Origin of the sequence: Pseudanabaena sp. 'Roaring Creek' (genome assembly GCF_001402795.1) — a bacterium.
Classification (GTDB): Bacteria; Cyanobacteriota; Cyanobacteriia; order Pseudanabaenales; family Pseudanabaenaceae; genus Pseudanabaena.
Genome location: NZ_LIRE01000650.1, coordinates 1 through 26,484, shown reverse-complemented (window position 1 = coordinate 26,484; position 26,484 = coordinate 1). Strand labels below are relative to the sequence as shown.

At 44.5% G+C, this 26,484-nt stretch carries 25 protein-coding genes and 1 pseudogene; 3 read left to right on the top strand and 23 right to left on the bottom strand.

Annotated features, from left to right (window positions below; all coding sequences use genetic code 11):
- The 14 genes from topA to AC805_RS17065 all read right to left on the bottom strand — a co-directional run.
- On the bottom strand, positions 1 to 1,715 hold a 1,715-nt coding region (gene topA, locus AC805_RS17130), incomplete at its 3' end, for a type I DNA topoisomerase (protein WP_055076511.1).
- Positions 1,716 to 1,752: 37 nt separating this feature from the next.
- A complete protein-coding gene (locus AC805_RS17125; protein WP_055076510.1) occupies positions 1,753 to 2,460 on the bottom strand; it encodes a hypothetical protein in 708 nt (235 codons plus the stop codon).
- A 9-nt stretch (positions 2,461 to 2,469) separates the two neighbouring features.
- A complete protein-coding gene (locus AC805_RS26485; RefSeq protein WP_197278778.1) occupies positions 2,470 to 3,696 on the bottom strand; it encodes a hypothetical protein in 1,227 nt (408 codons plus the stop codon).
- Positions 3,697 to 3,714: 18 nt separating this feature from the next.
- Positions 3,715 to 5,646 carry a type IV secretory system conjugative DNA transfer family protein gene (locus tag AC805_RS17115; protein ID WP_055076508.1) on the bottom strand — a complete coding sequence of 644 codons (1,932 nt, stop codon included), beginning with the start codon at positions 5,644 to 5,646 and terminating at the stop codon, positions 3,715 to 3,717.
- 6 nt (positions 5,647 to 5,652) lie between these two features.
- Complete coding sequence (locus AC805_RS17110) at positions 5,653 to 6,927, bottom strand: hypothetical protein (RefSeq protein WP_055076507.1); 1,275 nt, start codon at positions 6,925 to 6,927, stop codon at positions 5,653 to 5,655.
- A 2-nt stretch (positions 6,928 to 6,929) separates the two neighbouring features.
- On the bottom strand, positions 6,930 to 7,505 hold the full coding sequence (locus AC805_RS17105) for a hypothetical protein (RefSeq protein WP_156341446.1): 576 nt from the start codon (positions 7,503 to 7,505) through the stop codon (positions 6,930 to 6,932).
- Between the two features lie 43 nt (positions 7,506 to 7,548).
- Positions 7,549 to 9,048, bottom strand: coding sequence for a TrbI/VirB10 family protein (locus AC805_RS17100; protein WP_055076505.1), 1,500 nt, complete (start codon positions 9,046 to 9,048; stop codon positions 7,549 to 7,551).
- Positions 9,049 to 9,080: 32 nt separating this feature from the next.
- Positions 9,081 to 9,914 carry a hypothetical protein gene (locus AC805_RS17095; protein WP_055076504.1) on the bottom strand — a complete coding sequence of 278 codons (834 nt, stop codon included), beginning with the start codon at positions 9,912 to 9,914 and terminating at the stop codon, positions 9,081 to 9,083.
- Between the two features lie 6 nt (positions 9,915 to 9,920).
- The gene (locus AC805_RS17090; RefSeq protein ID WP_055076503.1) at positions 9,921 to 10,958 is read right to left on the bottom strand and encodes a hypothetical protein; all 1,038 of its coding nucleotides are present in this window, start codon (positions 10,956 to 10,958) and stop codon (positions 9,921 to 9,923) included.
- 11 nt (positions 10,959 to 10,969) lie between these two features.
- The gene (locus tag AC805_RS17085; protein WP_055076502.1) at positions 10,970 to 11,935 is read right to left on the bottom strand and encodes a hypothetical protein; all 966 of its coding nucleotides are present in this window, start codon (positions 11,933 to 11,935) and stop codon (positions 10,970 to 10,972) included.
- A 31-nt stretch (positions 11,936 to 11,966) separates the two neighbouring features.
- Positions 11,967 to 14,714, bottom strand: coding sequence for a hypothetical protein (locus tag AC805_RS17080; protein ID WP_055076501.1), 2,748 nt, complete (start codon positions 14,712 to 14,714; stop codon positions 11,967 to 11,969).
- Positions 14,701 to 15,021 carry a hypothetical protein gene (locus AC805_RS17075; protein ID WP_055076500.1) on the bottom strand — a complete coding sequence of 107 codons (321 nt, stop codon included), beginning with the start codon at positions 15,019 to 15,021 and terminating at the stop codon, positions 14,701 to 14,703. Before AC805_RS17075 ends, AC805_RS17080 begins: the two co-directional genes overlap by 14 nt.
- A 4-nt stretch (positions 15,022 to 15,025) precedes the next feature.
- Entirely contained in the window at positions 15,026 to 15,607 is a 582-nt protein-coding gene (locus tag AC805_RS17070; protein ID WP_055076499.1) for a hypothetical protein, read from the bottom strand.
- 175 nt (positions 15,608 to 15,782) lie between these two features.
- On the bottom strand, positions 15,783 to 16,031 hold the full coding sequence (locus AC805_RS17065; protein ID WP_055076498.1) for a helix-turn-helix domain-containing protein: 249 nt from the start codon (positions 16,029 to 16,031) through the stop codon (positions 15,783 to 15,785).
- Between the two features lie 302 nt (positions 16,032 to 16,333).
- On the opposite strand from AC805_RS17065, the gene AC805_RS17060 reads away from it, so the two are divergent.
- From AC805_RS17060 to AC805_RS17050, 3 genes are all read left to right on the top strand, one after another.
- Positions 16,334 to 17,317, top strand: a complete 984-nt coding sequence (locus AC805_RS17060) for an SDR family NAD(P)-dependent oxidoreductase (protein ID WP_055076497.1) — start codon at positions 16,334 to 16,336, stop codon at positions 17,315 to 17,317.
- 272 nt (positions 17,318 to 17,589) lie between these two features.
- On the top strand, positions 17,590 to 18,063 hold the full coding sequence (locus tag AC805_RS17055; RefSeq protein ID WP_055076496.1) for a hypothetical protein: 474 nt from the start codon (positions 17,590 to 17,592) through the stop codon (positions 18,061 to 18,063).
- A 236-nt stretch (positions 18,064 to 18,299) separates the two neighbouring features.
- Positions 18,300 to 19,712: a TolC family protein gene (locus AC805_RS17050; protein WP_055076495.1), complete on the top strand. Its 1,413-nt coding sequence runs from the start codon at positions 18,300 to 18,302 to the stop codon at positions 19,710 to 19,712.
- A 77-nt stretch (positions 19,713 to 19,789) separates the two neighbouring features.
- On the opposite strand, the gene AC805_RS17045 is transcribed toward AC805_RS17050, so the two are convergent.
- From AC805_RS17045 to AC805_RS17010, 9 genes and pseudogenes are all read right to left on the bottom strand, one after another.
- A complete protein-coding gene (locus AC805_RS17045) occupies positions 19,790 to 20,296 on the bottom strand; it encodes a cupredoxin domain-containing protein (protein WP_055076494.1) in 507 nt (168 codons plus the stop codon).
- An 11-nt stretch (positions 20,297 to 20,307) separates the two neighbouring features.
- A complete protein-coding gene (locus AC805_RS17040) occupies positions 20,308 to 22,542 on the bottom strand; it encodes a heavy metal translocating P-type ATPase (RefSeq protein WP_055076493.1) in 2,235 nt (744 codons plus the stop codon).
- A 72-nt stretch (positions 22,543 to 22,614) separates the two neighbouring features.
- Positions 22,615 to 22,842: a hypothetical protein gene (locus AC805_RS17035; protein WP_055076492.1), complete on the bottom strand. Its 228-nt coding sequence runs from the start codon at positions 22,840 to 22,842 to the stop codon at positions 22,615 to 22,617.
- Between the two features lie 17 nt (positions 22,843 to 22,859).
- Entirely contained in the window at positions 22,860 to 23,054 is a 195-nt protein-coding gene (locus tag AC805_RS17030) for a heavy-metal-associated domain-containing protein (RefSeq protein WP_055076491.1), read from the bottom strand.
- A gap of 333 nt (positions 23,055 to 23,387) precedes the next feature.
- Positions 23,388 to 23,921, bottom strand: a complete 534-nt coding sequence (locus AC805_RS17020) for a DUF1269 domain-containing protein (RefSeq protein WP_055076489.1) — start codon at positions 23,919 to 23,921, stop codon at positions 23,388 to 23,390.
- Between the two features lie 47 nt (positions 23,922 to 23,968).
- Positions 23,969 to 24,112: pseudogene (locus tag AC805_RS27475) on the bottom strand (multicopper oxidase domain-containing protein); the annotation flags it as partial.
- Positions 24,112 to 24,774 carry an isoprenylcysteine carboxylmethyltransferase family protein gene (locus AC805_RS17015; protein ID WP_055076512.1) on the bottom strand — a complete coding sequence of 221 codons (663 nt, stop codon included), beginning with the start codon at positions 24,772 to 24,774 and terminating at the stop codon, positions 24,112 to 24,114. The pseudogene AC805_RS27475 and the gene AC805_RS17015, both read right to left, overlap by 1 nt.
- Entirely contained in the window at positions 24,767 to 25,024 is a 258-nt protein-coding gene (locus AC805_RS27470; RefSeq protein ID WP_072143657.1) for a DUF2933 domain-containing protein, read from the bottom strand. The genes AC805_RS17015 and AC805_RS27470 overlap by 8 nt, the downstream gene beginning before the upstream one ends.
- 347 nt (positions 25,025 to 25,371) lie before the next feature.
- Entirely contained in the window at positions 25,372 to 26,445 is a 1,074-nt protein-coding gene (locus tag AC805_RS17010) for a F510_1955 family glycosylhydrolase (protein ID WP_231663454.1), read from the bottom strand.
- Positions 26,446 to 26,484 lie beyond the last annotated feature (39 nt).

Genomic DNA, 26,484 nt, shown 5'->3' with positions numbered 1-26,484 from the left:
GGCTGAAAATAGGACTGATGCCAACCAATCAAATAGCTTTGCCACTCCAACTTACCCACCGAGATTTCATCCAAAGTCGTCTCCATCCCTGCGGTAAAATCGGCTCTGAGCAGATCGGGAAAAGTTTTATACAACACATCATCCGTAGACATTCCCAAAACCGAAGGTTCAAGAACCTTACCCTTGAGTAACACATAGGTGCGCTCCTTCAATGTCTTGACGATCGCCGCAAACGTACTCGGTCTACCCACACCCTGCCGCTCCAGTACCTGCACTAACTTCGCTTCGCTATACCTAGCAGGAGGTTGAGTTTGTTTCTGCGTAAAACCCGCATTCGCCAAAGTCAAAGTCTGACCACTCGTTAACGCAGGAATATGTTTATCCTTACTCAAATCATTCCAGTACCGCGTATAACCCGCAAAGGTGAGAATACTGCCCCTAGTCTGCCAAAGCGTCGAATCAGCCTGAATAATCACCCGACTTTTCTGAATCAAAGCATTCGCACATTGAGAAGCCACGGCTCTGCGCCAGATTAACTCATAGAGTTGATGTTGCTTGGCACTGAGATGGTCTCTCACCGTTTTCGGAGTAATACTCAAATAGGTAGGACGAATTGCCTCATGGGCGGATTGAGCATTCGCCTGTTCGCGATGACGAGTAGTTTTCTTAGGCACATTATCAGGATCGTGTTTCGACAGCCATTCCTTCACTTCTGCACAAAACTCAGGCGCAAGACTAGTGCTATCAGTGCGGTGATAGGTAATCAAACCCTTACGTCCTTGAGGCAAATCGACACCCTCAAACAATTCTTGAGCCACCTTCATCGTCTCTTCAGGTGATAGCCCCAATCTCACGGAAGCTGCTTGCTGAAGCGAACTGGTAATGAAAGGTGGTAACGGTGATTTTTGAGCAGTCACACCCGTAGCTTCGCGAACAACATGGGGATGATTACGCGCTACTTGAATAATTCTTGCAGCTTCCGCTTCCGACAATACCCGTTTTGATTCAACCGTAGATTCCGTATTCACTTCCGCCGCATCATCAGTGACATCCTGATCATCAAGTATAGGCTCAATCTCACTACTACCCGCATAGAAAGCCGTGAATCCTTCAGTATATTCAGTCCATGCCGACCAGTAAGTAATCGGCACAAAGGTATTAATCTCACGTTCACGCTGACAGACAATATGCAAAGCCACTGACTGCACCCGACCAGCCGAACTACCGCCACTAGTACGACGCACCAAAGGCGACACTTTAAACCCAATCAACCGATCCAAACATTGTCTCGCTCTCTGAGCCGAAATCAGGTTTAAATCTAACTGATGAGCATTGGCGATCGCTGCTTTAACCGCCGTAGGCGTAATCTGGTTATAGACAGCGCGTTTGGGATTACGCAGATGCAGTTGCTGTTGTAAATGCCAAGCAATCCCCTCCCCCTCGCGATCGCCATCAGTGGCAAGCACGACTTCTGAAGCATTCTTCACAGCAGCACGAAGTTTGGCGACGACCTGTTGACCTTTACCTTCCGTCAATTGGTAGCGACATTCAATTTTGTTGGTATCCTTGTGCATGGTAAAGCCCAAGCTATCTTCACCATCTTTGGCAAGTTCTGTAAAGTGACCAAAGGAAGCTTCCACTTGCCATTCACTGCCAAGGATAGCTTGGATGGTTTTGCATTTAGATGGAGATTCAACGAGTAACAGCTTTTTCATGTTTTTGTACCTGTGTAAACTTTACCACCAAACAGACTTACTTATAATTTTCAATAGGTTTAGATTGTTGTACGTTTAACATCTCCACAGCCCTAGCAATATTTGCCGCATCAAGATCGGTAACGTGAGATTCTATGACCATACCCTGCGACTCAACCAGAATCGGATTAACAGGACGATCCCTCGCCTTTAAAGTCATCGTATCAGAGGCTTTTTCGAGACTGAACTTGTAATTTCCCTTACCATCAGGACGCTCAAAGATAATATTATTGCCATCATCTCTGCCTTTTACTTGCAACAGTTCACGACAATCCTGCGCCAGTTTCAGATCTCTTTCTGCATCAGTAATTGGGTTGTCATAACTAGGAATAGTGGAAGTTTCAGCAATTTCAGACTTACTTTCCGAATTATCCTTACGCAGACTACTCAAACCATCAAACATTGATAGAGCCAGATTCAGAATCTGGGTTGCATAATTGCTCTGGTTATGTTCTGGGTTAACAGCATTCACCTGTTGAGAATCGGCAGCACCTGAATTAGGATCGCTACCTTTGCTCCGCACTTGAAAAGGTTGCCACTCTTCATCAAACACATCATCTTTGTCCATCATCGTTAAATCCGTTAAAGTACTAGAAGACATTTCTCGTTCAGCGATCGCTAAAATATGGACGCTATGCAGTTCAACAACTTGGTTAAACACAGCCATAAATTGAGCCATATCTAGATCTGGGTTCGCAGTAATCATCGCCTTTACCTAACGCTCTAAATCAGGTCTAGATTGACCTAGCATTGGCTGAGGCAAGTTCATCCGCTCAAATGCTTGGTGGAAGTTGTTTAAATCAGTCGGAGTCATCGCATTAAGAGAGATTTGCCCTTGCGTAGTCCGCAAAATATCTTCGCCAGTATGGTTATTGACAACGGTGATATCACCATCCTGATTCTTTTGAAAATCGTAATACCCACCCTTAAAAGACTCCTGCCCAATTTCATTAAGGACATTTTCAACGACTACCACACCCCTAGCCCCCGCAGGAGCTAGATCTCCCAGCTTATCTACTGCCGCGAGATAACCCTGATTTTGAGTCAAACTGGCAATATCCACAGTGGTTGTTTTGAAAGCAGTTTTAGTAAAGTCAATCTGTTGATTAACAGTAGTCCGATCCTCAATAAATACAGCCCGATCGCTTTGCAATTCAAACTTAGCGATCACCTCACCATCAAGGTTAGAAATCTCATAGAGATTGTCCTGAGATTGAATGCGATAGTTTTCTGCCTCATACTTGCCATCGACACCCAATTTTGCAACTAGGGCAACCGACACCGCCGCCATCACCTGTTGTCTGAAGTCATCAAACGACAGAGGATTAGAACTTCCCAACTCATCACGATCGCTGATGCCATCGCCATCAGTATCAATGCTGCGAGGATTGAGTCCCATCCGCAGTTCATCGACATCAGTAATCCCATCCCCATCTAAATCGCGCCGCAGTAATTCTGCTAATTCTATTTTCGGGAGTTCTCGCCAATCCACATCGATATAGTTCTGTTCCACAGGAACTGGCAAGGTTGCCTGTGAGGATTGAGGAAGTGGCGGTAGATTACTACCAGATAAAGGCGATGGCTGAATGGGCGAGTTGGGTAACATCGCCAAATCTGGATCGCCTTTATCGCGAGGATTACTCAAGGTCACAGTTAAAGCCTGTGAAGACTCAGGATCTGTAGCACGATTCGGTGCAGCCTGATATCTGCGCCACCAATCATCCATGATGTCCCGATCCCATTGCTGAGACACACGATCCCACTCCGCATCACTGAATCCTGATGAAGGAGAATCATGCTGGGGAATGTTTTTATCTTTCTCTTGCAGTTGATCTTCTTGCCTAGCTAACAATTGCCTCAGTAGTTCTGCCAAAGCTTCAATCGTAGTTTGCGCGATCGCCAATTGCTGAGCATTAGATTGAGACGCTTCCGATGTCTGCATAAAAACCATAATTTACCTCTATAAACCTTCAGCCCAAGCAGGGACAGTGGACTTGGGTGCATTGGTCACATCTTTCGCAGGTAAAGGAAAATGCTCTTGAAAGTAATCCTTACGCAAAGCGATCGCCGCGTCCGTAATCGGTACTTGACTACCAGATTTAGTCAACCTAACTTTTAGGGACTCCCATTTGGACTTGCTCTTATCTGCTCTCTCTGCATCAACTCTAGGGATTTTGATACTGCAACGGCGGGGGACATTAGCTTCTTTCTTGGAGCTATAACCAGGGGAAATGAGAACACAATTACCTTGCGGTAACTTGAGAAAATCCTCTGGAGCAAATAGCTTGCGGGTACGTTCCTGCTCTGATGTACTGGTGCTAGTCCGACCACCACCCGAACTACGGGATTTAGACTTGTACTTCAAATGCTCATCACCGAGATAATCAGAGAAAATCTTCGCTGATTCAGGTTCCAGAGGATTAAAAATCGCCTTAGTAGCACAGCCGCCAAAGATAGCCCTTGATACCTCCTTGCCATAGGTTTCTTCGAGCTGCACAAGATTCTGAAAACCCAACATACAGGACAATCCATCCTCACGGTGAACGTTCAGCCATTGGACTAGACTCGGCAGATACAAAGTTGGCAACTCATCGATCGCCACGAGTAGGGGATCTTCACGCTTAGTGGACACGACATTTCGGGTGACAATCATATGCAACACTGTCGCCAATAATGGTGCAACCACATCTTGTTTTTCCCGTTTCATGCCGATAATCAGCAATTGCTTGCCTTTCAACTGCAAGGGAATCGTCGTCTTGCCACAGAACACGCTGAGAATATCAGGGGACATAAACCGACTAAAGAGAATACTTGCCGTTGAGATTACCGAAGCAACGGTTTTCTCAGAATCCGCCATCGAAATCAACTGTCCAAAGCTGGTTTCCACCCAAGTTGGCAAATTGGCATTCTGGACTCTGGCAGGCAGATTATTCGCACCCAAAGCCTTGGCACAGAAAATAATATCGGGATAGGGAGTAGTCTTCGCCAGCAGCAGCACCGCTTGAATCAATTGGTCGCCACTATTGGTAAAAAAAGGATCTTCACTACCTTTGCCACCTGATTTGAAGTTGCGATTCAAGACGATCGCTACCTGTCGCGCCATATCCACATCCGCCGCATCACGAATGAAATCAAGGGGATTACAGATACCACTTTCAGGAAAACTAGGGGCAAAGATACTGACTTGATAACCTGCCGCCGCTGCTACTCCCGCAATGCGGGAGGATTGTTCAGCATATTTGTAATCGTAGAGAATAATCGGAAATCCCTGATCGATCGCACTGCGAATCGCAGGGTCAATTACGCCATAGGTTTTACCCGAACCCGTACCACCGAGTACGGCAATGCCACGATTAGCATCAGGGAGCCAGATCGTCCGATCTGCTTGCGATACCTGAATCACTTTAGGCTTTTGTCCCGCAACAGGTAGTTCGTGATTGGGTGTAGCCACCCCTGGGCGAGAAATCAATTCGGGCGGAAAAATTAATTTAGGCTTGACGATAAACAGAGACAGCTTATTGCGTTCGCGGCGATTAATCTGTTCCTTCGCCTTTTTCCTTGCCGCCGCAATCTCCGCACCATTTGCCCAATGAGCATTAGCCAACTTATTTTTGCTATTGCCACCACCATTCATGCTCAAGAAGACCATGCCGATCGCACAAGTTGCAATAATGCCGCCTGTGGGTGTGAATAGCTGATTAGCAATGGCAGCAAATTCTGGAGGCATACCGTTAACTGTCGAGGTTTTCTCTGTTGATGTGGCAGAACTACTAACTTCCTGTGAATGCGCCATCTCTACAGGAACGAGACAAGCTATCGAAACCGAGATCGCCAGCAAAAATAGTCTCTTTGAGAGTTTCTTTTGGCTAAACCAAAACATCAAAAAATTCATGGCAATCTATTTGCTGAAAGGTTTGCTAGTAGAAATCGGTGTGTTGGCTGTCGCGTTACTGGGAACGGCATAGGGAATGGCGCTCTTTTCTTGGAGAACAACCAACGGTAAGGGAGGCGTAATGTAGGGAGTACAACCTAAATCCACAAACCACGATCTCTGACACCAACGAAACCGCAGACCGAGGGTAATTGTGCCTGAAGCCTCATCTAAAGATTCAATGGTGACGCGAAAAGCATCGCCAAAGGGATGATTGCCTGCGGGACCGCGATTGCCAAACAGACCACCTAAAAAGCCGTAGCCATCGGGTACTGATTGCGATGCAGTCATCCATTGCTTGCCATTATAGTAACCACCCGCAAAGTCCGTAACCTCAATGTGCGGGCAATCATTATTACCATCGCAACCCACCGCTTGAAATCCTGCCTCAGTAACGCCACCGCTAATCGGATTAATCCGATTCTTCTCCCTATTGCCAAGGGCAATATCCACCATGCCAAACCTGACATTGGGCAGTAGCGCAGGAGCATTGGGAAATTGGGAAAGACTGAGCTTACCTAAACCCGTAGCATTCAAATCCGATAAAACTACCCCCGACGCACCTTGGATATTGCCTAATGGCAATTGGCTAAATCCCGCAATTGCTTCAAGACCATAGCTATTAAGTTGAGAACCAAGACTGCTCAAGGATAAATTGCCAAGATCTGGAAAAGCATTGACTAACTGCCCCACAGTAATGCCAGACATTTCATCACTCAGGATGGCGAGATTAGCAACTCCAGATTTTTGGGTAATCAGATCGAGGATGGGTTTAACTTGGCTCAAAGGCTGATTATGCAGATCTGGCAGCGACTGTAACAAACTATTAATCGTCTGCTGTGATGTGAGTTCGCCCAATTGACCGAGACTGACATTGCTGAGGGAAACACCAGCACGACTAGCGATCGCCTGTAAGCTCATTTGCTCAAGCCCCAGAGACTGAAGTGAACCTACTGTCAGATAGCGATCTGGACTGACAGAACTACCAATGACTAGATTGGCTAAGGCATTTGGAGAAAGCAGTTGCGATAGCTGTTGCTGCAATTGGGTAGTAACTTGAATTTTGGGTAAATTCTCCAAACTGATTTTCGTAAAATCAGGAATCATCACCGATTGAGCATTCCCAATTGGCTGCGTGGACATGGGCAAAGACTGAGCAGTAGCAAAATCAGCATTGAAAATAGCGATCGCCGCAGAGGAGATCGCTAACGCCGTTATTTGGATGATACGTTTATACAACATGATTAGAAATCCAACGAGGTTTTATTTGTTTGAGCAGGAGCAGTTGGTGTAAGCGGAGCAAGGCGAGGGATTTGAGAATCGGGAACGACTTCCAAAATGCTGTAGGCAGGAGTGGGGACATTCAGAACTAATTGAAACTGATAGAGATTTCTCAGTCCCCCTGCGCCCGTGGTGATCACAGTTAGGGAGGTGAGATTTCCCCTTGCCGAGGCAGATAGATTCATATCCAAGTCAAGGGGTTGAGCAAGTTGCCGCAGATTAATTACCGTTGCCCCGCAATTGCTATCGTTCGCACCGTCCTTACAGAGAGGACTGTCATAGTCCATGACCACCTTAGAAGGATTGCCCAGCCACACCTTTTTGATAATCTCGCCTGTCTTGATGAAGCTGATATTTAAGGACTGCCTCGGTGATAGGCTCACTACTGATGTCACGCCGCTTACACCCATCGCTTGACTGACACCAATTTGCTGCTTGGCAGGAAAGATCGATTCGGCATGAGCGATCGCTGGCAGAGACAAGACTAGAACAGCGACTATCCCAGAGATGGCATATTTTCGACATGGTAAAAAACTCATAACCATAGAACTAAATCGTTAATAGAAGACTGGTAATAGTTAGCTAGAAAGTCACAGTTTGATTGACAAATACTTGCAGTTCCTTGCCTGCGGGGATAAAGAAAACATTGGGACGGGTTTTGATTTCCTCGATCGCCTGTTGACTACGACGATTCAAAGTTTCTGAGAGAATGCCAAAGCCACCACTGATCGCCGCACCAAGATAGTTGGGGGGCGGCGCAGTACTGACCGTGGCACTACCGCCAATGGATGAGATGCTACTAGTAGTTGTGGGACTGTTAGTAAGTTTGCCAACTTCCGCTAATGCCGAAGTGATGAAGCTCGCCACATCCATACCGCTAATTTCTGACCCGCGATCGAAGTACTTGTCTGCCACTAAAGGCGCACCCTCCGCACCACGAATGGAGATGGCATTGGGTGGTGGAATAAACTCGCGACCCGCGATCGCGATACCAACCACATCCAATTCAGCTAGTCCTGATTTCGCATCGAGGGGACGAGCAGTAACGATTAAAACCGCATCCGCAGGAATCACAGGCTTACCATCCGCAGTCGTGATTGGCTCTTGCAGAGTGACAATAAATTTGGGAACAACTCCAGGAGCGCTACCCATAATCCGACTACCATCGGTGGAGAACACTACCGATGTTTTTAAAGCGGCTTTAGCAGTCGTCCCGACCAGCAAAGTATTCGCAGGTGTAACCTTTGGCAAGGATTTTTCTGCTTGAGCGAGATAATTGGTGAGCGAATTTAAGGGTGGTTTCTCAATCGGAGGACTTGCAGAATTAAGATTGTTTACATTATTCGTAGCAACTGGACTGACCGCGATCGATTTCGGTATTTCCGCAGGCGCAGCCAGATTGCCATAACTGCCAATACTTGCCAAGCGCTGCCATTCGTCGGCAGGATTTTTAGCTTCAGATGGACTCGTAGAAAAGTTCCGTGGGGGAAGCATCACAGGTGTGGGCTGTGACATCACCTGTCGCATCGGTATTGGCTCAAGGGGTGGAGCCGATAGGTTTCTCACGGGTGAGGTGGTTGGGAGATCGGCAGACTGTACGGGATTGGCTTCTAACTTGTCTTTGGAATCAGCTTTAGAAGCCAATGTATCTGATTTTGATGGATTGACTGGACGCAGTGTTTTCGATTTACCCGCAGAAAGCTGACTGCCTAAAGCCAAATCCGTTTTGAACTTGGCAATTTCGGCATCCTTCGGATCGGTGGTCGAGGTCAGGGCAAGCTTTTCATCACTGGATTTAGCCGTTAATTGCTTGGCATTAGATGGCGACATAATGCTATTCATGAATAGCCCCACCAGCAAAAATCCTAGAGAACCAACCCCACCAACTAGAGCCATCTTAGAAAAAGGACTACCAACAATACCCCTAATTGTCCGATGTTGCTCTGGATCTGGGTCTTCACTAAAATCATCGATCGCCAAGCCCGCACCATTTAGGGTATCGGGTTGAAATCCAGTTAACCGAGCAAAGTCAATTTCATCGGTTACGCTTACTGATTGTGGTTCTGGAACTTCGCTAATCATCACAACTCCTTCAAGTTATCGATAGGGAAAAGTTATTTCAAATCATTTCTGGTGAGATCTCGCATGGCATAGATTTCTAGCCCAGAGGATCTCACTTTGAAAATGGCTTGCTCCAAAGGCGAAGCATCCGCTTTGAGATTCGGGACATCGATCGCCTGAATAAAGATTTCCTTGTTAAAGGGAACCGATTCGCCAACTTGATTGAGGGGACTGAAAGTAACCAGATTTGCCACGAGATTAACTTTCCACTTCCCTTTCTCAATCTCCTCAGGAGCCGTAATCGTCTGCGGCACGAGAATTACCTTGCTGCCACCTGAGAACACCTCGATCGGTGTGAGTTCTGCGATCGATGAGAGCAATCCCTTACGGAAGTCCTCGGAAAAAGCAAAACTGGCTTGCCATGCGGTGGTGGTGATTTTCTTTTTCAAGCCCTTGTCCGCCGTAACTTCCACGCCAGTATCCAAAATCGGCTTGCCATTTTGACTAGCATCAGAGGGCAGTTCCCCCGTCCATGTCATCAGCGCCATCACCTGTTGAGTAACAAACTGCTTCACCACTTCAGGAGATCTAGTTTTATTCTCGCTAGCGATCGCCGTAATTGCTTTACCGCCCGACAACTGGACGAGCGTAGGCGGTTTCTGGGAAGCAAGGGTAGCATAGGCTCCAATCAGAGCGATCAGCCCTAGAGTATTGAGTGCCGATAAGCCAAGTATGCCGAACAAAATCGATACCACCAATACGTCTTTAGGAGTTTTGGCTTTACCACGGTGGGATAGACCAGCAGGAATGAAGCGATGGAAAGCATTAGTTTCATCTGTTTCTGGTTTTGGTTCAGTATTCACTTCTGGATTTGGATATGAGTTCATGGGAAATTACCTAGAGATGCGTAAACCGATATTTAAACCTGCGGAAGCGGCGGCACTTGCCGCCGAAAGGATGGCGCTAAAGATTGCCATGCCACCACCCGCCGATAGGGATAGCGCCAGAATTGGCGCAAGTAGACCGAGAACAATTGCGATCGAGAGCGTATCCATCTGTGCTGAAGCGGCGATCGCTGTAGCCGCCAGTCCCGTAACGATGTTCAAGCTCAGCTTTGCCATCCCCAACGACCAGAATCCCGTCATCCATGCATAGAGTGGCTTTGCGCCAATCGGCAGTAAGGAAGCCCCAACTGCGAGAGGACCGAGTAAACCCGTGAGTAAAAATCCGACCTCAATCAAAGCCTGAAAAGCCGACTGCATCGCCACCATAAAAGTCTCGATCGCCGCCAGCATGATTGACCTTGAAATCACTGTGCCAGGAAAGAGATTAGTAACCGCTTCGAGAGGATTTTCACTTGCCTTCGCAATTTGTTTTTGTAACTTGCCAACCAGAGCCGCAGCAACCGCACCGTAGTTAGATTGATAATTACCAAGCAAAGCCTGAGCTTTGGTATTTACCTCTTGTAAACAGACCTGCATCTCCTCATTTTTGGTGATGCCATTGCATTGCTGACGGTAAGCAATAATTTGTTCTTGGGTAACTGAGAAATCAGCTAGGGCTGATAGGGTTTTCTCCAATTGGGCAGTTGAAGTAATTGCGCCTAAGACGGAGTTATTGGCATTGTTGATCACCGTCCGCATCCCATTGGTGAGTCCGATCAGGTTTTGACCACCATTGGTGAGCAGCACAATCACAATTACCGGCCAAATTAACTCACCAAATTGCCGATAGCTCTGGTCATCAATCAAGTTTTTAGTAAATTGGATTGTCCATAGCAACAGTGAAGCCACGGCAACGATTAATCCCAGATTGGTGAGCGCTTGGTAGAGTGTGCCATTGAACGCAAGTTCCCAAGTGTTCTGCCATGAACCTTGAACCGCTAGCGACACCTCTTCGGAATTATTGACAATCGCTTGAGCAATCAGCATGGGTTATCTCGCTATCTTAGAAAGGTATAGGGCATCCGTTGTTGCACGGTGGAGTTACGCTCGATCAGCCGATCTTGGCGATCGCCCTTGAGTGAGGCATTAATCTGGTCGAGATTGAGCAAAGATGTTGCTCCCTGTTGAGTTTGTTGCACTTGCAGCGCTAATTGCTGAGCATCAATCTGAGCGCGTTGGCTATTCTGTTCGGCAACCTGTGAATTCTGCTCCGATAGCAGTCCCAATTGATTAGCAACATTACCAACCTGATTGGCATTGTTACCAAACTGGGAGGCAATATTGGCAAGGATTGCCGAATTACCCGCATTTTGCTGTGCCACGATCTTGAGCACATCCTGTGTCGATAGGGCAGCTTGCGCTTGCTGCGACAAGCCATCCACCTGTTGGGAACGGGACAATGAGTTCTGAGCAAAGGTAACAGAGTTAGCCGCAATCTGTTGGGAGACATCCGCGATCGCCGTGCTATTTTCTGCACCTGTCGCTGTATTCAAAGATAGCTGCCCGACATTCTGAGCATTGACGAGCATATCTTCAAGGGTTTTCTTCAGCCTTGCTTGACCCTCTTCTCCCAATACATTTTGGATCGAGGTATTCGTAATTGCCGAGGTGACGACACCTTGATTGATCGATGTGCCATTTAGCCCCGCACTGTTAAATGCTCCCTCGATCTGGGCGAGGACTGTAGCTTCGGCTTTACTGGGATCTGGTAATCCCAGTTGCCCGATTGACTGAGTAACGGCAGCCTGTACCTGTGGTAAGTACTGTCCCAATAGCTTGTCCATCTGCGCTTTTAAGAAATCGCCAGAATTAATCGAGGTAATCAGTTGATTGACCTGTTGGATTAATCCTGTGAGTTCAGGTGGTAATGGCACTTGAGCTTCCGCAGGGTGGGGACTAAATAGCAAAAGCGAACAGGTTGCGAGGCTGATGACTGAAATCTGACGGGGGTTTCGTTTGTTCATGGCAGTGTCAAGAGTTTCTAGAGGTGAAAAATTAAGCAGCCAGTTCGGGTAATTTCAGCTTGCGCCCATCCCTCAAAGCACTTGCCATCTCGCGTGAGAATGCAGCCAGCCCTTTGTAGGGATCTGCCATCGCCAGCATGTAAGCGGTACGCGCTTCCTGTTCGTCGGGATTGTTTGCCACTACGCCAAGTTGGATATAGCTAGGGAAAAAGCGCACGAAAGTGTAAATGCCCGCATCATCTAGCAACCATTGCGAATAGATCGCCTCTCGTTTTGGGAAGAATCGCTCTTCTGCATTCTGGGCAATCACCTCTCTGGGATATTTGAGGATGCTGACAAAGCTATCCACTGCCGAAGGTTGGATGCGCCCAATCAATCTAGTTGATAGGTTTTGGAGGATTTTGGGTGCAGAGGGAGATCTAGCGATCGTGTCAGGGTCTTGTGCCGAGATAATTACTTTGATACCCGCTTTGGCTCCATTGGCACAGAGCCGCGCCACCATTTCCGAGATCGTGGGATATTCAAATAGAATTGGTGCTTCATCGATGAACAAGATACTTGCGGGCGATGATAAAGCTCGTCTTAGAGCAGCCGAATATGCTGATAAAGCCAAAATCGCGGCATCCTCTGCTTCCGATAGGTTTCGCAGGGCAAACACCAATAGTCGGGCATCACTGCGAAAAGTTGATGGACGAGAAATGGCGCGACCAATTCTAGAGTTAAGCCAAAATCGAAGCTGAATCACAATTTGATTCATCGCCTGATCGATCTGTTCGCTATCGGCAACATCGGATGTAATATCCGCTTTGCCCTCTGTCAGAAAGTAATCGAGAAAGTCTGACAGTGTGGGCATATTGCTCCATGCTTCTGTCCCAAATCCATCAGCGATCGCCTGATCGTATCTGGCTTTAATCTGTTCGTCGTCAAAGAAGCTATTGACCACAGGCACTAACAAAGCCCTAATCAATTGCCGCAGTTGCCTTTCTGATGATGAGAGGTCATGCTGACTTGCCCCAAATACCATTGTCATCAGTGCCGATTCCACAAAAGACTTGAAATCCCGCAGTCGTTCTTCTGCTTGTTCGGGGTCAAAGGCACGTAAATCTGGTAATTCGAGCAAGTTTGAAGACTCTTTACTAATGTCGAAATAGGCTCCCAGTTCGCCGATGAAATGGGTATAGTCCGTAAACGTACTTGTCCCATCGGGCTTAGGGAAGTCTAAAGCCACAATTTGCTGATTATGGCAGAGGGCTTGGGATAAAACTGCCGATACCAATACCGACTTACCCGCACGGGTAGTGGCGAAAATACCAATATTGCGATGCTTTCGTACATCGATATAAAGAGGCATCCCGCCTTCTTCCGTAATCAATTCAAAGCCAGTCTCATCAACAGATCTGGGCATCACACAACCTGTAAAAGCAACTGCTTCATCGGATAGATAAACGTGACGACGGGGGAAGGGTTGAGCCAGCAGATTACCCACGGTCACAGGTAGGGTTTGTTTCCACATCAGCCATGCATATTCCGTCTCCCGCTCGACCCATGCTGGACGTTGGAAGCAACTGCAAAAATAGCGACAGGCATCATCAAGAGCAATCAAGTTAGGACGACGAATCAATACAGCCACCGCCACGTTAATGGGCATGGCTCCCTCATAAAGGGCTTCCTGTGCCTTGACCGCTTTTTGCTGTTTCAGCGATGCATTGACGTTGATGTTATTCAAGGAAGCGGATTGCTCTTGCGAGACAATGCTTTGCTTGGTAACCCGTTGCATATTTGCTTTGACAATGGTTTCGTTAGCCCTCGTGAATTGACAGAACACCTCCGTATTTGCCACAGAGTCACGGGCGATCGCTTCCCAGAGATAACGCATCTGTTTACCCTTGGATACCCAGCCGCCAGGTTTATCCATGAAAGTGAGTACGCCGATATATTCACCCTTGAGATGCACAAAGCCATTGTCAGCAAAGGGAATTGAGTCGGGACGCTCTAGCAGTAATGTTTTCAGATGCACTTGTGTATTGATGCGCTCTTCCACACCGCGATCGGACATCACTAGCAATTGCGGAATTGCTGGTGGTTTACTGCTATTGAATTGCCGCCAGAGATGTTCCCATAGTTCCTGCTCGGTCAAGGGTCGTAGGTCTAAACCCATGCGATTAACCAGAATCTGCTCCCAGTTCAAGAAACCATCCGTAAAGGCTTTCGCAAAAGCAATCTCATGACGCTCCTGCTCGATTTCCTTTTCCTGCCCCATCAGTTGCTGCGATAGCCTCTGTATCCAAGCTAGTGCTTTTTCCAGCACATCATTACCTCCAGCCGTCGCACCCCGCAGGGTATAAGTGGCATAGAGTCTCAGGAATTTTGGTTTGCGTAGTCCTGCCTTTGCTAATTCCTGCACCCTTTGCTTTTCACCCATAACCAGAAACTTGAGCTGCGGCGTATCCGCTTGTTCGTATAGTTCTTGGAGTTGCTGTTGGCGATCGCTGTCGGAGCTAACCGAACCAAAATGCACCGTCAGCTTTTCGCCATCAGGAATATCTTTCAAGCCTGATTGAATCGCATCAAAGAGCGATTCTTCCTGCTCTGTTGAGAGTGTGGTATGAATACCCTTTGACTCCCAACCAAATACAAACTGCAATGACTCTAATGACGATTGACCTTGCTTGAGCACAAAGCAACTGACGGTGCGACCGCGTAGCTCAAACTTGAGTAGACATTCTACGGCTAGCTCTTTTTCAAAATGGCGATATCTTTTCTGCTTAACGCTCTGCATATTTCTTTACCTCCTGCTTACGCATCCCTTTGTACTGATAAACGCCTCGCGTCCATCGTGGCACAGGGATAAATTTTGATAAAAACCGATGTGGTTTTGAACCAGTCAAGATCCACCATGTCGCATCACCCCAAGCCACGATTAGCAATACCCATAGCCAAGGCAGATTCAGAACCACGTAGCAAATCATAAACAGGGTAAAACTGATAATTGCCCAAGGAATGATTAACTCGGTGGGAAAAGGTCCAATCTTGGGACTTGCACCCAGAATGGCATTGACTTTACGAAATTTGTACTCTTCTGTCATAGCTTTAGGTTGCACCCGTGATAATGCCTGCCAGAATGTCGCCCATCGTCACCGTCACTACCAAAATCAAGGGAGTTCTTGCCATTTGTTGCCAGTCATCGTCATTTCTGGCTGATTGAATTACCTTTACTAGTCCAATTCCCAGATAGATCACAAACAAGGCTCGCAATACATTGAAAATCAGGGCAACAAGTCCTGTATCGATTCCAGGAATTGCACCTGTCATCCATGTCTGGGTTTTATTAAAAAACTGAGCTTGGGCAGGTTCAACTGTAAAAATCAATAGCAAACCAATCAGGAAACCGATGGCGATGCCCAGCAATAAAACGGGACTGTACTTGTAATGCCGAATCAGTTGCTCGAATTTGCCATAGAGCATCAGCAATACTTTTGGGAAGGCTATCAGCAAACCAATCAAGGCTAGTAGCGCCGTGAGATACATCCCTTTAGAGCAGGCAAAGGTCATGACGATTCCCACAATTGAAGCCGTCAATGTGGCTATCTGAAGATTTTGGATTTGGCTGAGGAAGTTACTGCGATGGGTAGTATAGGGAACTCTCAGAGAATTAATTGGATAGGTTTTCATAGTTGCTATCTAGAAAAATGTGAGACATGGGAAATAGATACACAAAAGCCAAAGGCAACAAGGCGATTCCATGTCCTTTGCACCTCTACTTTTGAAAAACATTCTGATTGATAGTTCTTTTCTCGTCAATAACCGAACAGCATACGCACTGTCGTTTTAGGCTGTATTTGAAACATCACGATCTTCTCCGCCGATCTGCTAAGGCATCGTTTAAGCCACCTTGCAGATATTGCTTCCGTAACCGCCAGAGACGAGTTCTTTTAACCCGCAGCACTCGCATTACTTCTGAGATATCAACACCGTCATGCAGGGCTAGTAATACTTGTGCGCGATTGATGGTTGATGCATGACCATTACCTTTTAGGCATAGAGCCACGCATTGGCGATAATCGGTATTAGTGAGGGTGATTTTTAGTCTTTCCATGTTTCAAATAACGTTTTGTAAAGTTTGGCGTAGGGCTACTTTTTTTGCTAATCATTACTTTTGTCGGACAATTATTTGTTAACTTTCCTGACTAGAATGTTTTATGTAACACAAATTTTATAAGCATAATCTTCTCAACTAATCTCTGAAAATATTTCATAGGGAAGATTCAGCATATTTTGTAGCTATTGTTGAAGATGAGAGAGAGAAAATCAAGCAATACGAAAGACTGGTCATGCCGAGCGCTAGTTCATCGGTAAGTGATAATTGTAAAGTGGTTCGCAAAATGGAGAGGATTTTTCATGGCAGCAAATTTAAAAGGTAAAGTTGCCTTGGTAACAGGGGCTTCACGGGGAATTGGAAAAGGTATTGCTATTGGTTTGGGTGAAGCTGGTGCTCTGGTTTATATCACGGGGCGTAGTGTGAATCAGTCAAATTCTATAGAAACTATCTCGGGCAGCTTACTAGAAACTAAAACCGCAGTAGAAGAAGCGGGTGGGATTTGTATTGCAGTTCCCGTTGATCACAGTGATGATCAACAGATTAAATCTCTGTTTGAGCAAATTGATCGGGAACAAAATGGGCAATTGGATCTATTGGTGAATAATGCTTATGGTGGCGTGCGATCGCTAATTGCTGCTAATGGTAAACCATTCTGGGAAGCAGATATAAATCTTTGGGATGCTTGCAATAAAGTCGGTTTGCGAAGTCACTATGTGGCAAGTCATTTTGCCGCGAAGATGATGATTCAACGCAAACAAGGTTTGATCGTGACGATTTCTTCTTGGGGTGGCTTAGCTCCGATCTTTGGTGTTGCCTATGGTACTGGTAAATCTGCTTGCGATCGCCTTGCGGCTGAGATGGCAATCGAACTCAAGCCTTTTAATGTTGCTTCGATTTCACTTTGGACAGGGATTGTCGGCACTGAGCAGTTTCATCAGTTGGCGGACGCAAACCTTGAAAGTGCTGATAACAATGTTGGTGTTGCGGCGATCGCCGATAAGTTTAATTGGGAAACTCCTTTATTTGTTGGTAGAGTAATTGAGACATTGTGTAACGATCCAGACTTAATGAACAGAACTGGTAAGGTTCAGATTGCGGCGGAATTAGCTTCTTGTTATGGAATAGTTGATGAATATGATTATCGACCTGTTTCTCTACGCTCTCTCAGGTTTTTATTGGCACAAGGTTTGCCAATACTTAAAGGCAGAGCTAAGTTTATTCCCGATCTGCGAGTACCTTGGTGGTTAATTCTTTTAGCAATTCTTAAGTCTCCGAAAATTTGAATATAATCTTAAGTCATGGGATGGGCTTTTGGCTCCACGATACAAATTGAGGCTTGATTTTAGATCGGGAGTAAAACGGTTCAAGACCTCTGCGTAAATCAATCTCTGAAAGCACTTCTATGATATTGGAGATTGATTCTCAAAACTCAAAAAACTAGCTCTTCTTTCCACTTAATATTAGTTATCATTACTTGATGATAACTAATTTCATTAACAATCATTAAACTTCATCTTGAATTTCAAAGTAAATAGTTCAAACCAATAGACTTGCAATGAAAAAGTTTTTAACCCAATGGATAGATCGAATTTTAGCTGCACCAGAAACAAATTTATTTTTATTCGCCTTTTTACTGCACTTTGTTTATGAAGTTTGGGAGTCACCTTACTTTGATTTCTACGCGATGCCTTCTTTGTCTGATAAGGTAAACTACATTACTCACTGTACCGTAGGCGATGGAGTAATTACTGTGGTTAGCGGATGGATGGTAGCTGGGTTATATCGATCGCGCAAATGGATATTCAGAAATACTTGGAAATCAACATTGCTATTTACAGCTCTAGGTTGGATATACACCCTCATTTCGGAAATTTACCGCGTTAGCATTGCCAAGCTTTATGGTGTTTCCATGCTAGTCGTGCCAGTTATTAATATTAGCTGGCTGCCACTTCTGCAATGGGTAATCCTGCCGCCTCTGATTTTGTATATGGCTAAACGTCATATGTTGGGCTATAGGCAAGAGATATAAACAGTATTTATCTTCAGATAATTTTATTGATCGGGAAATTACAAGACAAAATCGACTTTTTTAAACAATTTCATCATGGCTTCATTTTCTTAATTTATTGTCAAGCTATTAGCTAAATAGTTATAAGCAAATACAGACTGAGTTAGGATAACTGAATCTTGCATCAATACATTAAAAAAATAACATTCTCCCTAGAATGCTTTACGATCGCTTCTCTTATTGGGATTAGCACTAGTATGACATTTTCCTTGCTTTGGGTAAGAGAGATTACTGCTGAACCTTCGATAACTAATTCCCCTTCACTCTCTAAAAACTCCGACAGTCAGGGATATTTAGAGCCAATTAAGCTAGATCAGAAAGCTGATCCCTTACAGCTACCAACAAAGCCTGAAGAGGTGAAGCTGCAAATTGTACAGCCAATTACCTTAGAACAAGCAATCCAAATAGCCCAAGAACATAACCGTGAGTTACAAATCGCTGAACGTACCCTTCAACGTGATGAAGCGGCATTAAGGCAAGTCCAAGCAACTCAATTCCCTACGCTTAATTTAGAAACAGAATTTGCTAACGAACGCGATGCGAAAGATACTCTTGATGAGTTGAAAAAAGGTGAGATTGAGCAAACAGGAAACTTACTGACAGGAAAGCTCGAATTGAGCTATGACCTATTTAATGGTGGAAGACGATCCGCAAAGATTGCAGCAACAGCAGCTTTAGTGCGCTCTGACCAATTAGAAGTAACCCGACTAAAAGAGCAAGTTCGACTAGAGATATCTAATGCTTACTACGATCTACAGGAAGCTTCGGAGCAGGTAAGAATTACCCAAGCAGCAACCCAAAATGCTCAAAAAAGTCTGGTTGACGCTGAAGCATTAGAAAAAGGAGGCAGGGTTTCAAAATACGATATTCTCAAATCAAGAGTTCAACTGGCTAATGCTGAACAAGAATTTGTTCAAGCACAGAGTGCTTTAGAGATTGCACGTCGGCAATTGTTACCTCTACTTGGTTTAGTACAATCTATTGATTTCACAGCTTCCGATCCAGTGCAGCCACAAGAGCAGTGGCAACAGTCTCTGGAAGAGAGCATCCTTCTTGCTTTCAAAAATCGTCCTGAATTAGAACAACAACTTTCACAACGTCAAATTAGCGAACAGCAACGCACTATTGCACTTAGTGAAACGCAGCCTCAAATTGGTCTATTTGCCAACTATCAAGTGCGAGACAACTTGAGCGATCGCTTCAACACAGTAGATGGCTATGCTGTTGGCATCAGATTACGTTGGAACTTATTTGATGGTGGGGCAGCTTTAGCAGGGGCGCAGCAAGAAGAAGCAAATAAGGCGATCGCCGAAACTCGTTTTATTGATACCCGAAATCAGATTCGCTTTCAAGTAGAGCGAGCTTACAAAACGTTACAGGCAAATACTAAAAATATCAAGACATCAGAATTTGCGTTAAAACAGGCAAAAGAAGGTTTAGAAATAGCCCGTTTGCAGTTTAAGGCAGAAGTAGCTACTCAGCTTGATGTGATCATTGCTGAAAATGAACTTACTCGTGCAGAAGTCAATCGTATCAAAGCTATTCTTAATTACAATCGTGCCCTAGCTGCTTTACAGCGTGCAGTAAGCAATAGAAACTCATCAAGATAGGTTTCCAAATAATAATTTAGACCTATTAAGTTGTCTTTCATTAGTGTCTTTAGCTTTTAGCCTATGGACTGTCTAGACTAATCCTCCACAGCAATCGCGCCATGAAACATTCCCATACCACAGCTAAACTGAAACATTCCCACAGTTTGCGGAGTAAATTCTACAGATGTAGTCTGATTGAGAACTAGGTCTTGAGCAATATGGAAATCAGGGAAGAGAACTTTTTCTAAGCAACTACTGGGATCGCGACGATCAAACTGTAAGCGTACAGGCTGACCGCACTTAACTGTTACCAAAGAAGGTACATAGCCACCATCAACGGTAATTGTGACTTCTTGAATGCCTTCATTAATTTTTGCTTGTTGGGATTTGGGCTTGCTGCCTAGAAACCACCATAGTTGAGCAGCCATTAGAGATAGACCACCGACAGCGATCGCAATTTTAAGCGCTATAGGCTGTTCAATCGATTGAAATCCTTTAGAGCTTGAATTATGATTTGTCATCTCCTGTGCTGACATACTAGAGACTATGCCAAAAGATAAACCAATGCTTACTAAAATACTGACCACTTGATGTTTTTTCATGGTTGTTTCTCCTAGTTCGTTGACAAAGGACGAAAGTTTCTCAGTCGTAAAGCATTTGTGACAACAGAGAGAGAGCTAAGTGCCATTGCACCACCCGCAACAATCGGATTAAGCAACCAGCCAAAGAACGGGTAAAGAATCCCTGCGGCGATCGGAATACCTGCCACATTGTAGATAAAAGCAAAGAAGAGATTTTGTTGAATATTACTGATCGTGGCGCGGCTGAGCTGAATCGCAGTCACAATTCCTTGCAGATCACCAGATATTAGGGTGATATCGCTAGCCGCGATCGCTACATCTGTTCCAGTACCGATCGCTAAACCAACATCAGCTTGAGCTAAAGCAGGAGCATCATTAATACCATCGCCAACCATCGCCACAACTTTACTTTCAGCTTGCAACTCTCTAATTTTTGCTACTTTTTGATCGGGTCGAACTCCCGCAAATACTCGTTTAATCCCAACCTCACGCGCGATCGCCTCAGCCGTTGATTGATTGTCGCCAGTCAACATTACTACTTCTATTTTCATCCTTTGTAAAGCCGCAACTGCCACTTGAGATGAAGGTTTGAGCTTGTCCGCAATGCCAATTAAGCCACAGGCGGTATTGTCAACCGCAACTAAAACAACAGTTTTTCCGCCTGTTTCCCATGAGTCTTGGTATTGATGAATCTCACTAGTATCAATCTTTAACTCATCCATCCATCGCCTCGTTCCGACCATTACTAAGGAATTATCTACTTTCCCTTGAACACCACTACCTGCGATCGCCATAAAATCTGTCACTTCAGGAATAGTGATATTCTTTTGTTTAGCATGGTTCACAACCGCTTCAGCTAAAGGGTGCTCAGAATTACGCTCGATCGCGGCGACAAGCTTTAATAACTCATCATCATTCTTATTGATAGAAAAAATATCTGTAACAACAGGTTTACCTTCAGTCAAAGTTCCCGTTTTGTCTAAGACGATAGTTTGAATTTTATGAGCAAGTTCTAAACTACCTGCATCTTTGATTAAAATTCCGTTCTCTGCACCTTTACCAGTTCCTACCATGATCGAAGTGGGAGCCGCTAAGCCCAGAGCGCAAGGACAGGCAATAATCAGTACACCCACAGCAGAAATTGTGGCTAGGGTGATGTTGCCCATAATCTCAAACCAGACAATAAATGTGGTAATCGCAATCGAAATTACAACTGGCACGAACCAACCTGTCACTTGGTCTGCAAGTCTTTGAATTGGCGCTTTAGAACCCTGAGCGTCTTTTACTAGCTGGACAATTTGCGAAAGAACTGAATCTTTGCCGATGTGACTAGCTTTAATTTGCAAACTTCCAGATTTATTCATCGTTGCGCCAATTACGCGATCTCCGACCTTTTTCTCAATGGGAATACTTTCACCAGTCACCATTGACTCATCAACTGTTGAGTTACCTGCGATCGCCTCACCATCGACGGGAATTTTCTCACCAGGACGCACCAGCACAATATCGTTAATTTGCACATCTTCAATAGGAATGTCTGATTCTTGACCATCGCGCAAGACTCGTGCTGTTTTTGCTTGCAATCCAATTAACTTACGAATCGCCTCCGAAGTTTCGCCCTTGGCGCGATTCTCGAATAATTTACCCAAGAGAATCAGGGTAATTACAACTACCGACACTTCATAGTAAACTTCAAGCTTTAAGCCTTGAGAGACAAAGAAACTAGGATTAAGGGTGACAGTAACTGAGTAAGAGAAAGCTGCGAGTGTACCTAATGCAATCAGTGTATCCATCGTAGCTGTGTGATTTTTAAAGGCTTTCCAAGCACCAGTATAAAAAGAACTACCGCACCAAAACTGAACAGGAAGAGCAAGGACAAGCTGTAGCCAAGGATTATGCAACCAATCGGGTATCAAAGGAATCTGTATCCCTGTCATCATGGATAGCACGCCAGTTACTAGAACTACGCTAATCACCCCGCCAACCCAAACTTTACGGGTTAAGTCTTGATTTTCAGTCAGTCTAGCTTTCTTATCAGAATCTCCATCTACTTGATCTGGCAGAATCGCTTCATATCCAATATCCTTAATTACTTTCTGAATAGCAGAAGCAGAGGTTTTGTTCTCATCGAATTCAACCACCGCTTCTTCGGTAGCAAAATTAACATTACTACTAACAACACCAGATATAGAACGAGTCGCCGATTGAATACTACTGGCACAAGAAGCGCAGTGCATTCCGCGTAAGTTAAGTGTAACTTTACTCATTTTGAATCCTTTTTACCTCAATGTTTTGTTTTATCGACTTAGCAATTTTGAGCGGAGTCTAGCGTAATACTACTAATTCTGAGTTTTTTGGGAATTGCTTGGTTGGCTAGTTGGTTGAGTGTTAGATGGTTGTTGGTTAGAGCGTCCTAGCCACCAGCCTAAACCTCCTCCTGTAAAAAAGATGATGGCGATCGGAATAGCACAACAGGCGAGCATCATCCACATCATCATTTTCATTCCAGACATATTAGAATCTTTCGATTCGCTACTTTCTTGATTATTTGGCTCTTTACGATTCATTGAATTTATCCTCTAAATTAATTGACTTGATAACCAGCAGCCGTAATTGCATTCTTAATAGCAACTTCAGGGAATTCAGTTTCCACTAATACAATCTTGTTTTTTAGATCGCCCTGAATAGAAGCATTAGCATCGACTGTTTTAATCGCTTTTGTGATAGTGCTTACACAGCCCCCGCAGGTCATGTCAGGAACTTTTAATTGGAGTTTCATAGTGTTAAATAGTTGTTTTTAAGTGGTTTAGTTATGAATTGATTGAGCGATTATCTGCACAATCAACTGTTTCTTCAGTCAGTACAGTTACTGGATGGAGAGCGCATTTAAGATAACGGTTATCGCTAAAATATTGACAGCGATGACATATAACCTTGGGCGATGGTTTGAAGCCAAATGAAGCCCACTTTCGCTTAACAATAAAAATATAGATGGGAACAGCGATCGCTGAGAGTAGCACAAGATTAAGGATAATAAAGAAGGCTATATCAGCAAGACGAGGTTCAATCGCTTTCTGGCTTGAAAGGATTGAATTAGATGGTTGAATTGCGATCAATTTTGGTTCCATGTGCGTTCTTCTCTAAGCATAGAATCTGTTTTTAGTTCGCTTTTGGTAAGAGCTGCTTGAAGTTTTGCTTCATCTTCATGGGATAACGAAGTTTGTAAGACTTTTCCCTCGAATTTGCTCAAATCTTCCAAAACTCTGTCGGGTGTAGATTTTCTCACCAAGATAAAAATTGCCGAAGTTCCAGATTCGATTGTATTACCTAGCTCTTGAATGAAATTATCATCAATGCCAACATCTGTTAATGCGCCAGAAAGTGCCCCAACCGCTGCACCCAAAATTCCTAGCAAGGGCTGGAAGAACAGCAAGCCGATTAGTAGCCCCCAGAAGCCGCCATTTAATGCGCCAGAAGCGACAAGTTCTTGAGTTTGTTTAACCTTAACTTTGCCATCTTTATTTCTGACGACAATAGCTGCGTCTTCCAAGTCAATAAGATACTCTAGTTCAAGTTTCCTCAAATCAATAAGAACCTCATTCGCTTTGAATTCATCTTTAAAACCGATAACAATTAAGTCACTCATTTTCTTTTCCTGCAAACTAATTTTAATAGTTAAAATAGATGTCTCAGTTATCCTTCGACTCGATAATTTCTCATCATGCCAGTATCTTCATACTCCAAGTTATGACAGCGGTATGTATACAATCCACAATATTTCTCAAATTTCATAAGCAGTTTCACTCGCTCACTCGGCACTACCATGACCGTATTTTTTATTCATGAGTGCGTAGTTTTTTCTGAGTATGGCGACGACCCCACGGGAAAAATGCAGGGGTTACGGCGGCATAACTGGCATACGTCTCACCAAATTCGGCTAAAGCATCGCCTTCTTCTCGGTGTGCCAATCGGACGTACATCGTGACCAAGATAGGGAACATAAGCAATGTCACGATCGTGGGCCATTGCATCAAAAAGCCCAACATAATCACAATAAAGCTCATGTATTGCGGATGACGGATTTTTGCATAAGGACCTTCAACCGCTAATGTATGACTTCGTTGGGCTTTGTAGAGAACTTCCCAAGCATTGCCTAAATAGAACAGTCCACCAAAAATCAAAACGCTGCTCAGAATGTGTATCGGATTCCAATGGGGATCGCCTTTCCATCCCAGCAATGTCCCCCAAAGATGTCCAGCGTCATGGGAAAAGAAGTTCAGTCCTGGATAGCGAGTTTGCAGCCAACCTGAGAGCAAGTAAATCGTTAAAGGAAATCCATACATTTCTGTGAACAAAGCCACAATGAATGCTGAGAATGCTCCAAACGATCGCCAATCTCTAGGATTACGCGGCTTAGTGAAACTAAAGGCAAAGATGATAAATATCAGAGAATTGATAATCACCAAACCCCAAAGTCCATAAGCAGGAACCTCACTCATGTCTTGCATGATTCTCTCTCCTCGAAGTAAATTTATTTGTAGAGTCCGTGCGATCGCTTTCTCGACTATTGCCGTCGTTACCACTTCCATCTCTTCCGTGTCCTCCATGCATGAATAAATGCATGAGTACAAAGATGATCAGAAAAGAGTATGGTAAGAAGCCTGATAAATGTACTAAATGTTCTGTAATCAGGAAGTAAGCCACAATCCCAATCGAAACATATAGTACAAGTCTAATCGGTAAGCTCAGACCAGTTTGAGGACGATGAGGTTGGGGTTGATTTGATGAACCATGCTGATGCATAAAAAACTCAATTTGTGTAATCACTAAGAATCAAATTAGACCCAAAATTCGGCTCCTAAATTGAAAGGCAAATGGCTATAAATAGTGCATAAGCTCTTACTCTTTCATTAACTCAGAACAATGATTGATTACTAGATTGAGTTGATTAACTACAATATAAAGCGATATCAAATATAATAATTCTCAATCAAATACTTGCTCTATTTTTCAATCAAATAGAGTGCTAAATTCAGCTTACTATACAATTATGAAATGACGATGAAATCCTAAATATCTGTATCAGATAAGGTGAACTACTTTAGCTCAAGATTTTCCAAGTTTTGCCAGCATCTTGAGATTGAAAAATTTGATTTTTTTTCGTTAGCAGCATAAAGAATTTGGGAATTGCTAGGAGCGACTGCTAGTTTGACAATCACTCCATCTGTTTCTGACCAAAGTTTCTCCCAATTCTTGCCATTATCATTGCTGCGATAGATACCTGGAACAGAGTTGTCAAAACGGTATCCATACATGATCGTGAGATCACCTTGCTTAACCAAATTCAAAGATAGAATTGGTGCAGTTTTAGTTTCATCGATCGCAGTCCAGTCATCACCACGATTTACGCTCTCAAATATACCTGAACGAGTAGTCGCAAAGACGCGATCGGGTTTCTCAGGATCAACAACTAGATCAAAAGGAGCGTCAGTTAGTCCTGTCATCTTAGGTTGAGTCCAAGTTTTTCCACTATCGGAACTGGCAAATAAACCTTTTGCACCCGAACTAGCCCAACCATAAAGAACTTTGGGATTACTAGGAGAGATACCTAAAACATGAAAATCCACTCCTTCCATTGAGATAAACTGCCAATTTTCACCTCCATTCTCACTAATCCGAAAACCAAGATTGCCACCACTTGAAGGGTGTCCACTAGAGTAAAAGCGTTGACCGTTAGTGCGATCACCAGTAAAGCCCATGTAGTCTGATCGGTCTTTGCCAACCCAAAACCATTGTCCTGATTCAGCACGTTGCAACAGTCCATTATGGCTAGCAATATAAATAATATTTGGGTTTTCAGGATTAATGGTTAAACCATGAATGTGGTTATCAGCTTGCCAATTTTGGGCAGGAGTTGGCGTGACATTGTTAGCTAACTTTGGCGATGTTGTGGGGTTACTTGGCTGGCTAGTTGACTGAGTGCTAGTTGTTTGTTGATCAGATCGTCCTATCCACCAGCCTAAACCACCTCCTGTAAAAAAGATCAAAGCGATCGGGATAGCACAACACGCGATCATCATCACCATCATCATTTTCATCCCAGACATACTGGAATCTTGCGGCTCTTTCAATTTTCCGCTTTCCTGAGTATTTGTATTCTGATCATTCATTGACTGGTTTCTCCAAATTTACTTTTAAGCTCATTATCA

What these genes read in the sequence shown, in the direction of transcription:
- AC805_RS17045 (WP_055076494.1), bottom strand. Translation starts at nt 20,296, where the DNA reads ATGAAAAAACATCAAGTGGTCAGTATTTTAGTAAGCATTGGTTTATCT.
- AC805_RS17100 (WP_055076505.1), bottom strand. Translation starts at nt 9,048, where the DNA reads ATGATTAGCGAAGTTCCAGAACCACAATCAGTAAGCGTAACCGATGAA.
- AC805_RS17070 (WP_055076499.1), bottom strand. Translation starts at nt 15,607, where the DNA reads ATGAAAACCTATCCAATTAATTCTCTGAGAGTTCCCTATACTACCCAT.
- AC805_RS17030 (WP_055076491.1), bottom strand. Translation starts at nt 23,054, where the DNA reads ATGAAACTCCAATTAAAAGTTCCTGACATGACCTGCGGGGGCTGTGTA.
- AC805_RS17065 (WP_055076498.1), bottom strand. Translation starts at nt 16,031, where the DNA reads ATGGAAAGACTAAAAATCACCCTCACTAATACCGATTATCGCCAATGC.
- AC805_RS17060 (WP_055076497.1), top strand. Translation starts at nt 16,334, where the DNA reads ATGGCAGCAAATTTAAAAGGTAAAGTTGCCTTGGTAACAGGGGCTTCA.
- AC805_RS26485 (WP_197278778.1), bottom strand. Translation starts at nt 3,696, where the DNA reads ATGCAGACATCGGAAGCGTCTCAATCTAATGCTCAGCAATTGGCGATC.
- AC805_RS17055 (WP_055076496.1), top strand. Translation starts at nt 17,590, where the DNA reads ATGAAAAAGTTTTTAACCCAATGGATAGATCGAATTTTAGCTGCACCA.
- AC805_RS17090 (WP_055076503.1), bottom strand. Translation starts at nt 10,958, where the DNA reads ATGCTGATTGCTCAAGCGATTGTCAATAATTCCGAAGAGGTGTCGCTA.
- AC805_RS17035 (WP_055076492.1), bottom strand. Translation starts at nt 22,842, where the DNA reads ATGAATCGTAAAGAGCCAAATAATCAAGAAAGTAGCGAATCGAAAGAT.
- AC805_RS17085 (WP_055076502.1), bottom strand. Translation starts at nt 11,935, where the DNA reads ATGAACAAACGAAACCCCCGTCAGATTTCAGTCATCAGCCTCGCAACC.
- AC805_RS17115 (WP_055076508.1), bottom strand. Translation starts at nt 5,646, where the DNA reads ATGAATTTTTTGATGTTTTGGTTTAGCCAAAAGAAACTCTCAAAGAGA.
- AC805_RS17010 (WP_231663454.1), bottom strand. Translation starts at nt 26,445, where the DNA reads ATGAATGATCAGAATACAAATACTCAGGAAAGCGGAAAATTGAAAGAG.
- AC805_RS17075 (WP_055076500.1), bottom strand. Translation starts at nt 15,021, where the DNA reads ATGACAGAAGAGTACAAATTTCGTAAAGTCAATGCCATTCTGGGTGCA.
- AC805_RS17105 (WP_156341446.1), bottom strand. Translation starts at nt 7,505, where the DNA reads ATGAGTTTTTTACCATGTCGAAAATATGCCATCTCTGGGATAGTCGCT.
- AC805_RS17125 (WP_055076510.1), bottom strand. Translation starts at nt 2,460, where the DNA reads ATGATTACTGCGAACCCAGATCTAGATATGGCTCAATTTATGGCTGTG.
- AC805_RS17040 (WP_055076493.1), bottom strand. Translation starts at nt 22,542, where the DNA reads ATGAGTAAAGTTACACTTAACTTACGCGGAATGCACTGCGCTTCTTGT.
- AC805_RS17020 (WP_055076489.1), bottom strand. Translation starts at nt 23,921, where the DNA reads ATGAGTGACTTAATTGTTATCGGTTTTAAAGATGAATTCAAAGCGAAT.
- AC805_RS17095 (WP_055076504.1), bottom strand. Translation starts at nt 9,914, where the DNA reads ATGAACTCATATCCAAATCCAGAAGTGAATACTGAACCAAAACCAGAA.
- AC805_RS17050 (WP_055076495.1), top strand. Translation starts at nt 18,300, where the DNA reads ATGACATTTTCCTTGCTTTGGGTAAGAGAGATTACTGCTGAACCTTCG.
- AC805_RS17110 (WP_055076507.1), bottom strand. Translation starts at nt 6,927, where the DNA reads ATGTTGTATAAACGTATCATCCAAATAACGGCGTTAGCGATCTCCTCT.
- AC805_RS17080 (WP_055076501.1), bottom strand. Translation starts at nt 14,714, where the DNA reads ATGCAGAGCGTTAAGCAGAAAAGATATCGCCATTTTGAAAAAGAGCTA.
- AC805_RS17015 (WP_055076512.1), bottom strand. Translation starts at nt 24,774, where the DNA reads ATGAGTGAGGTTCCTGCTTATGGACTTTGGGGTTTGGTGATTATCAAT.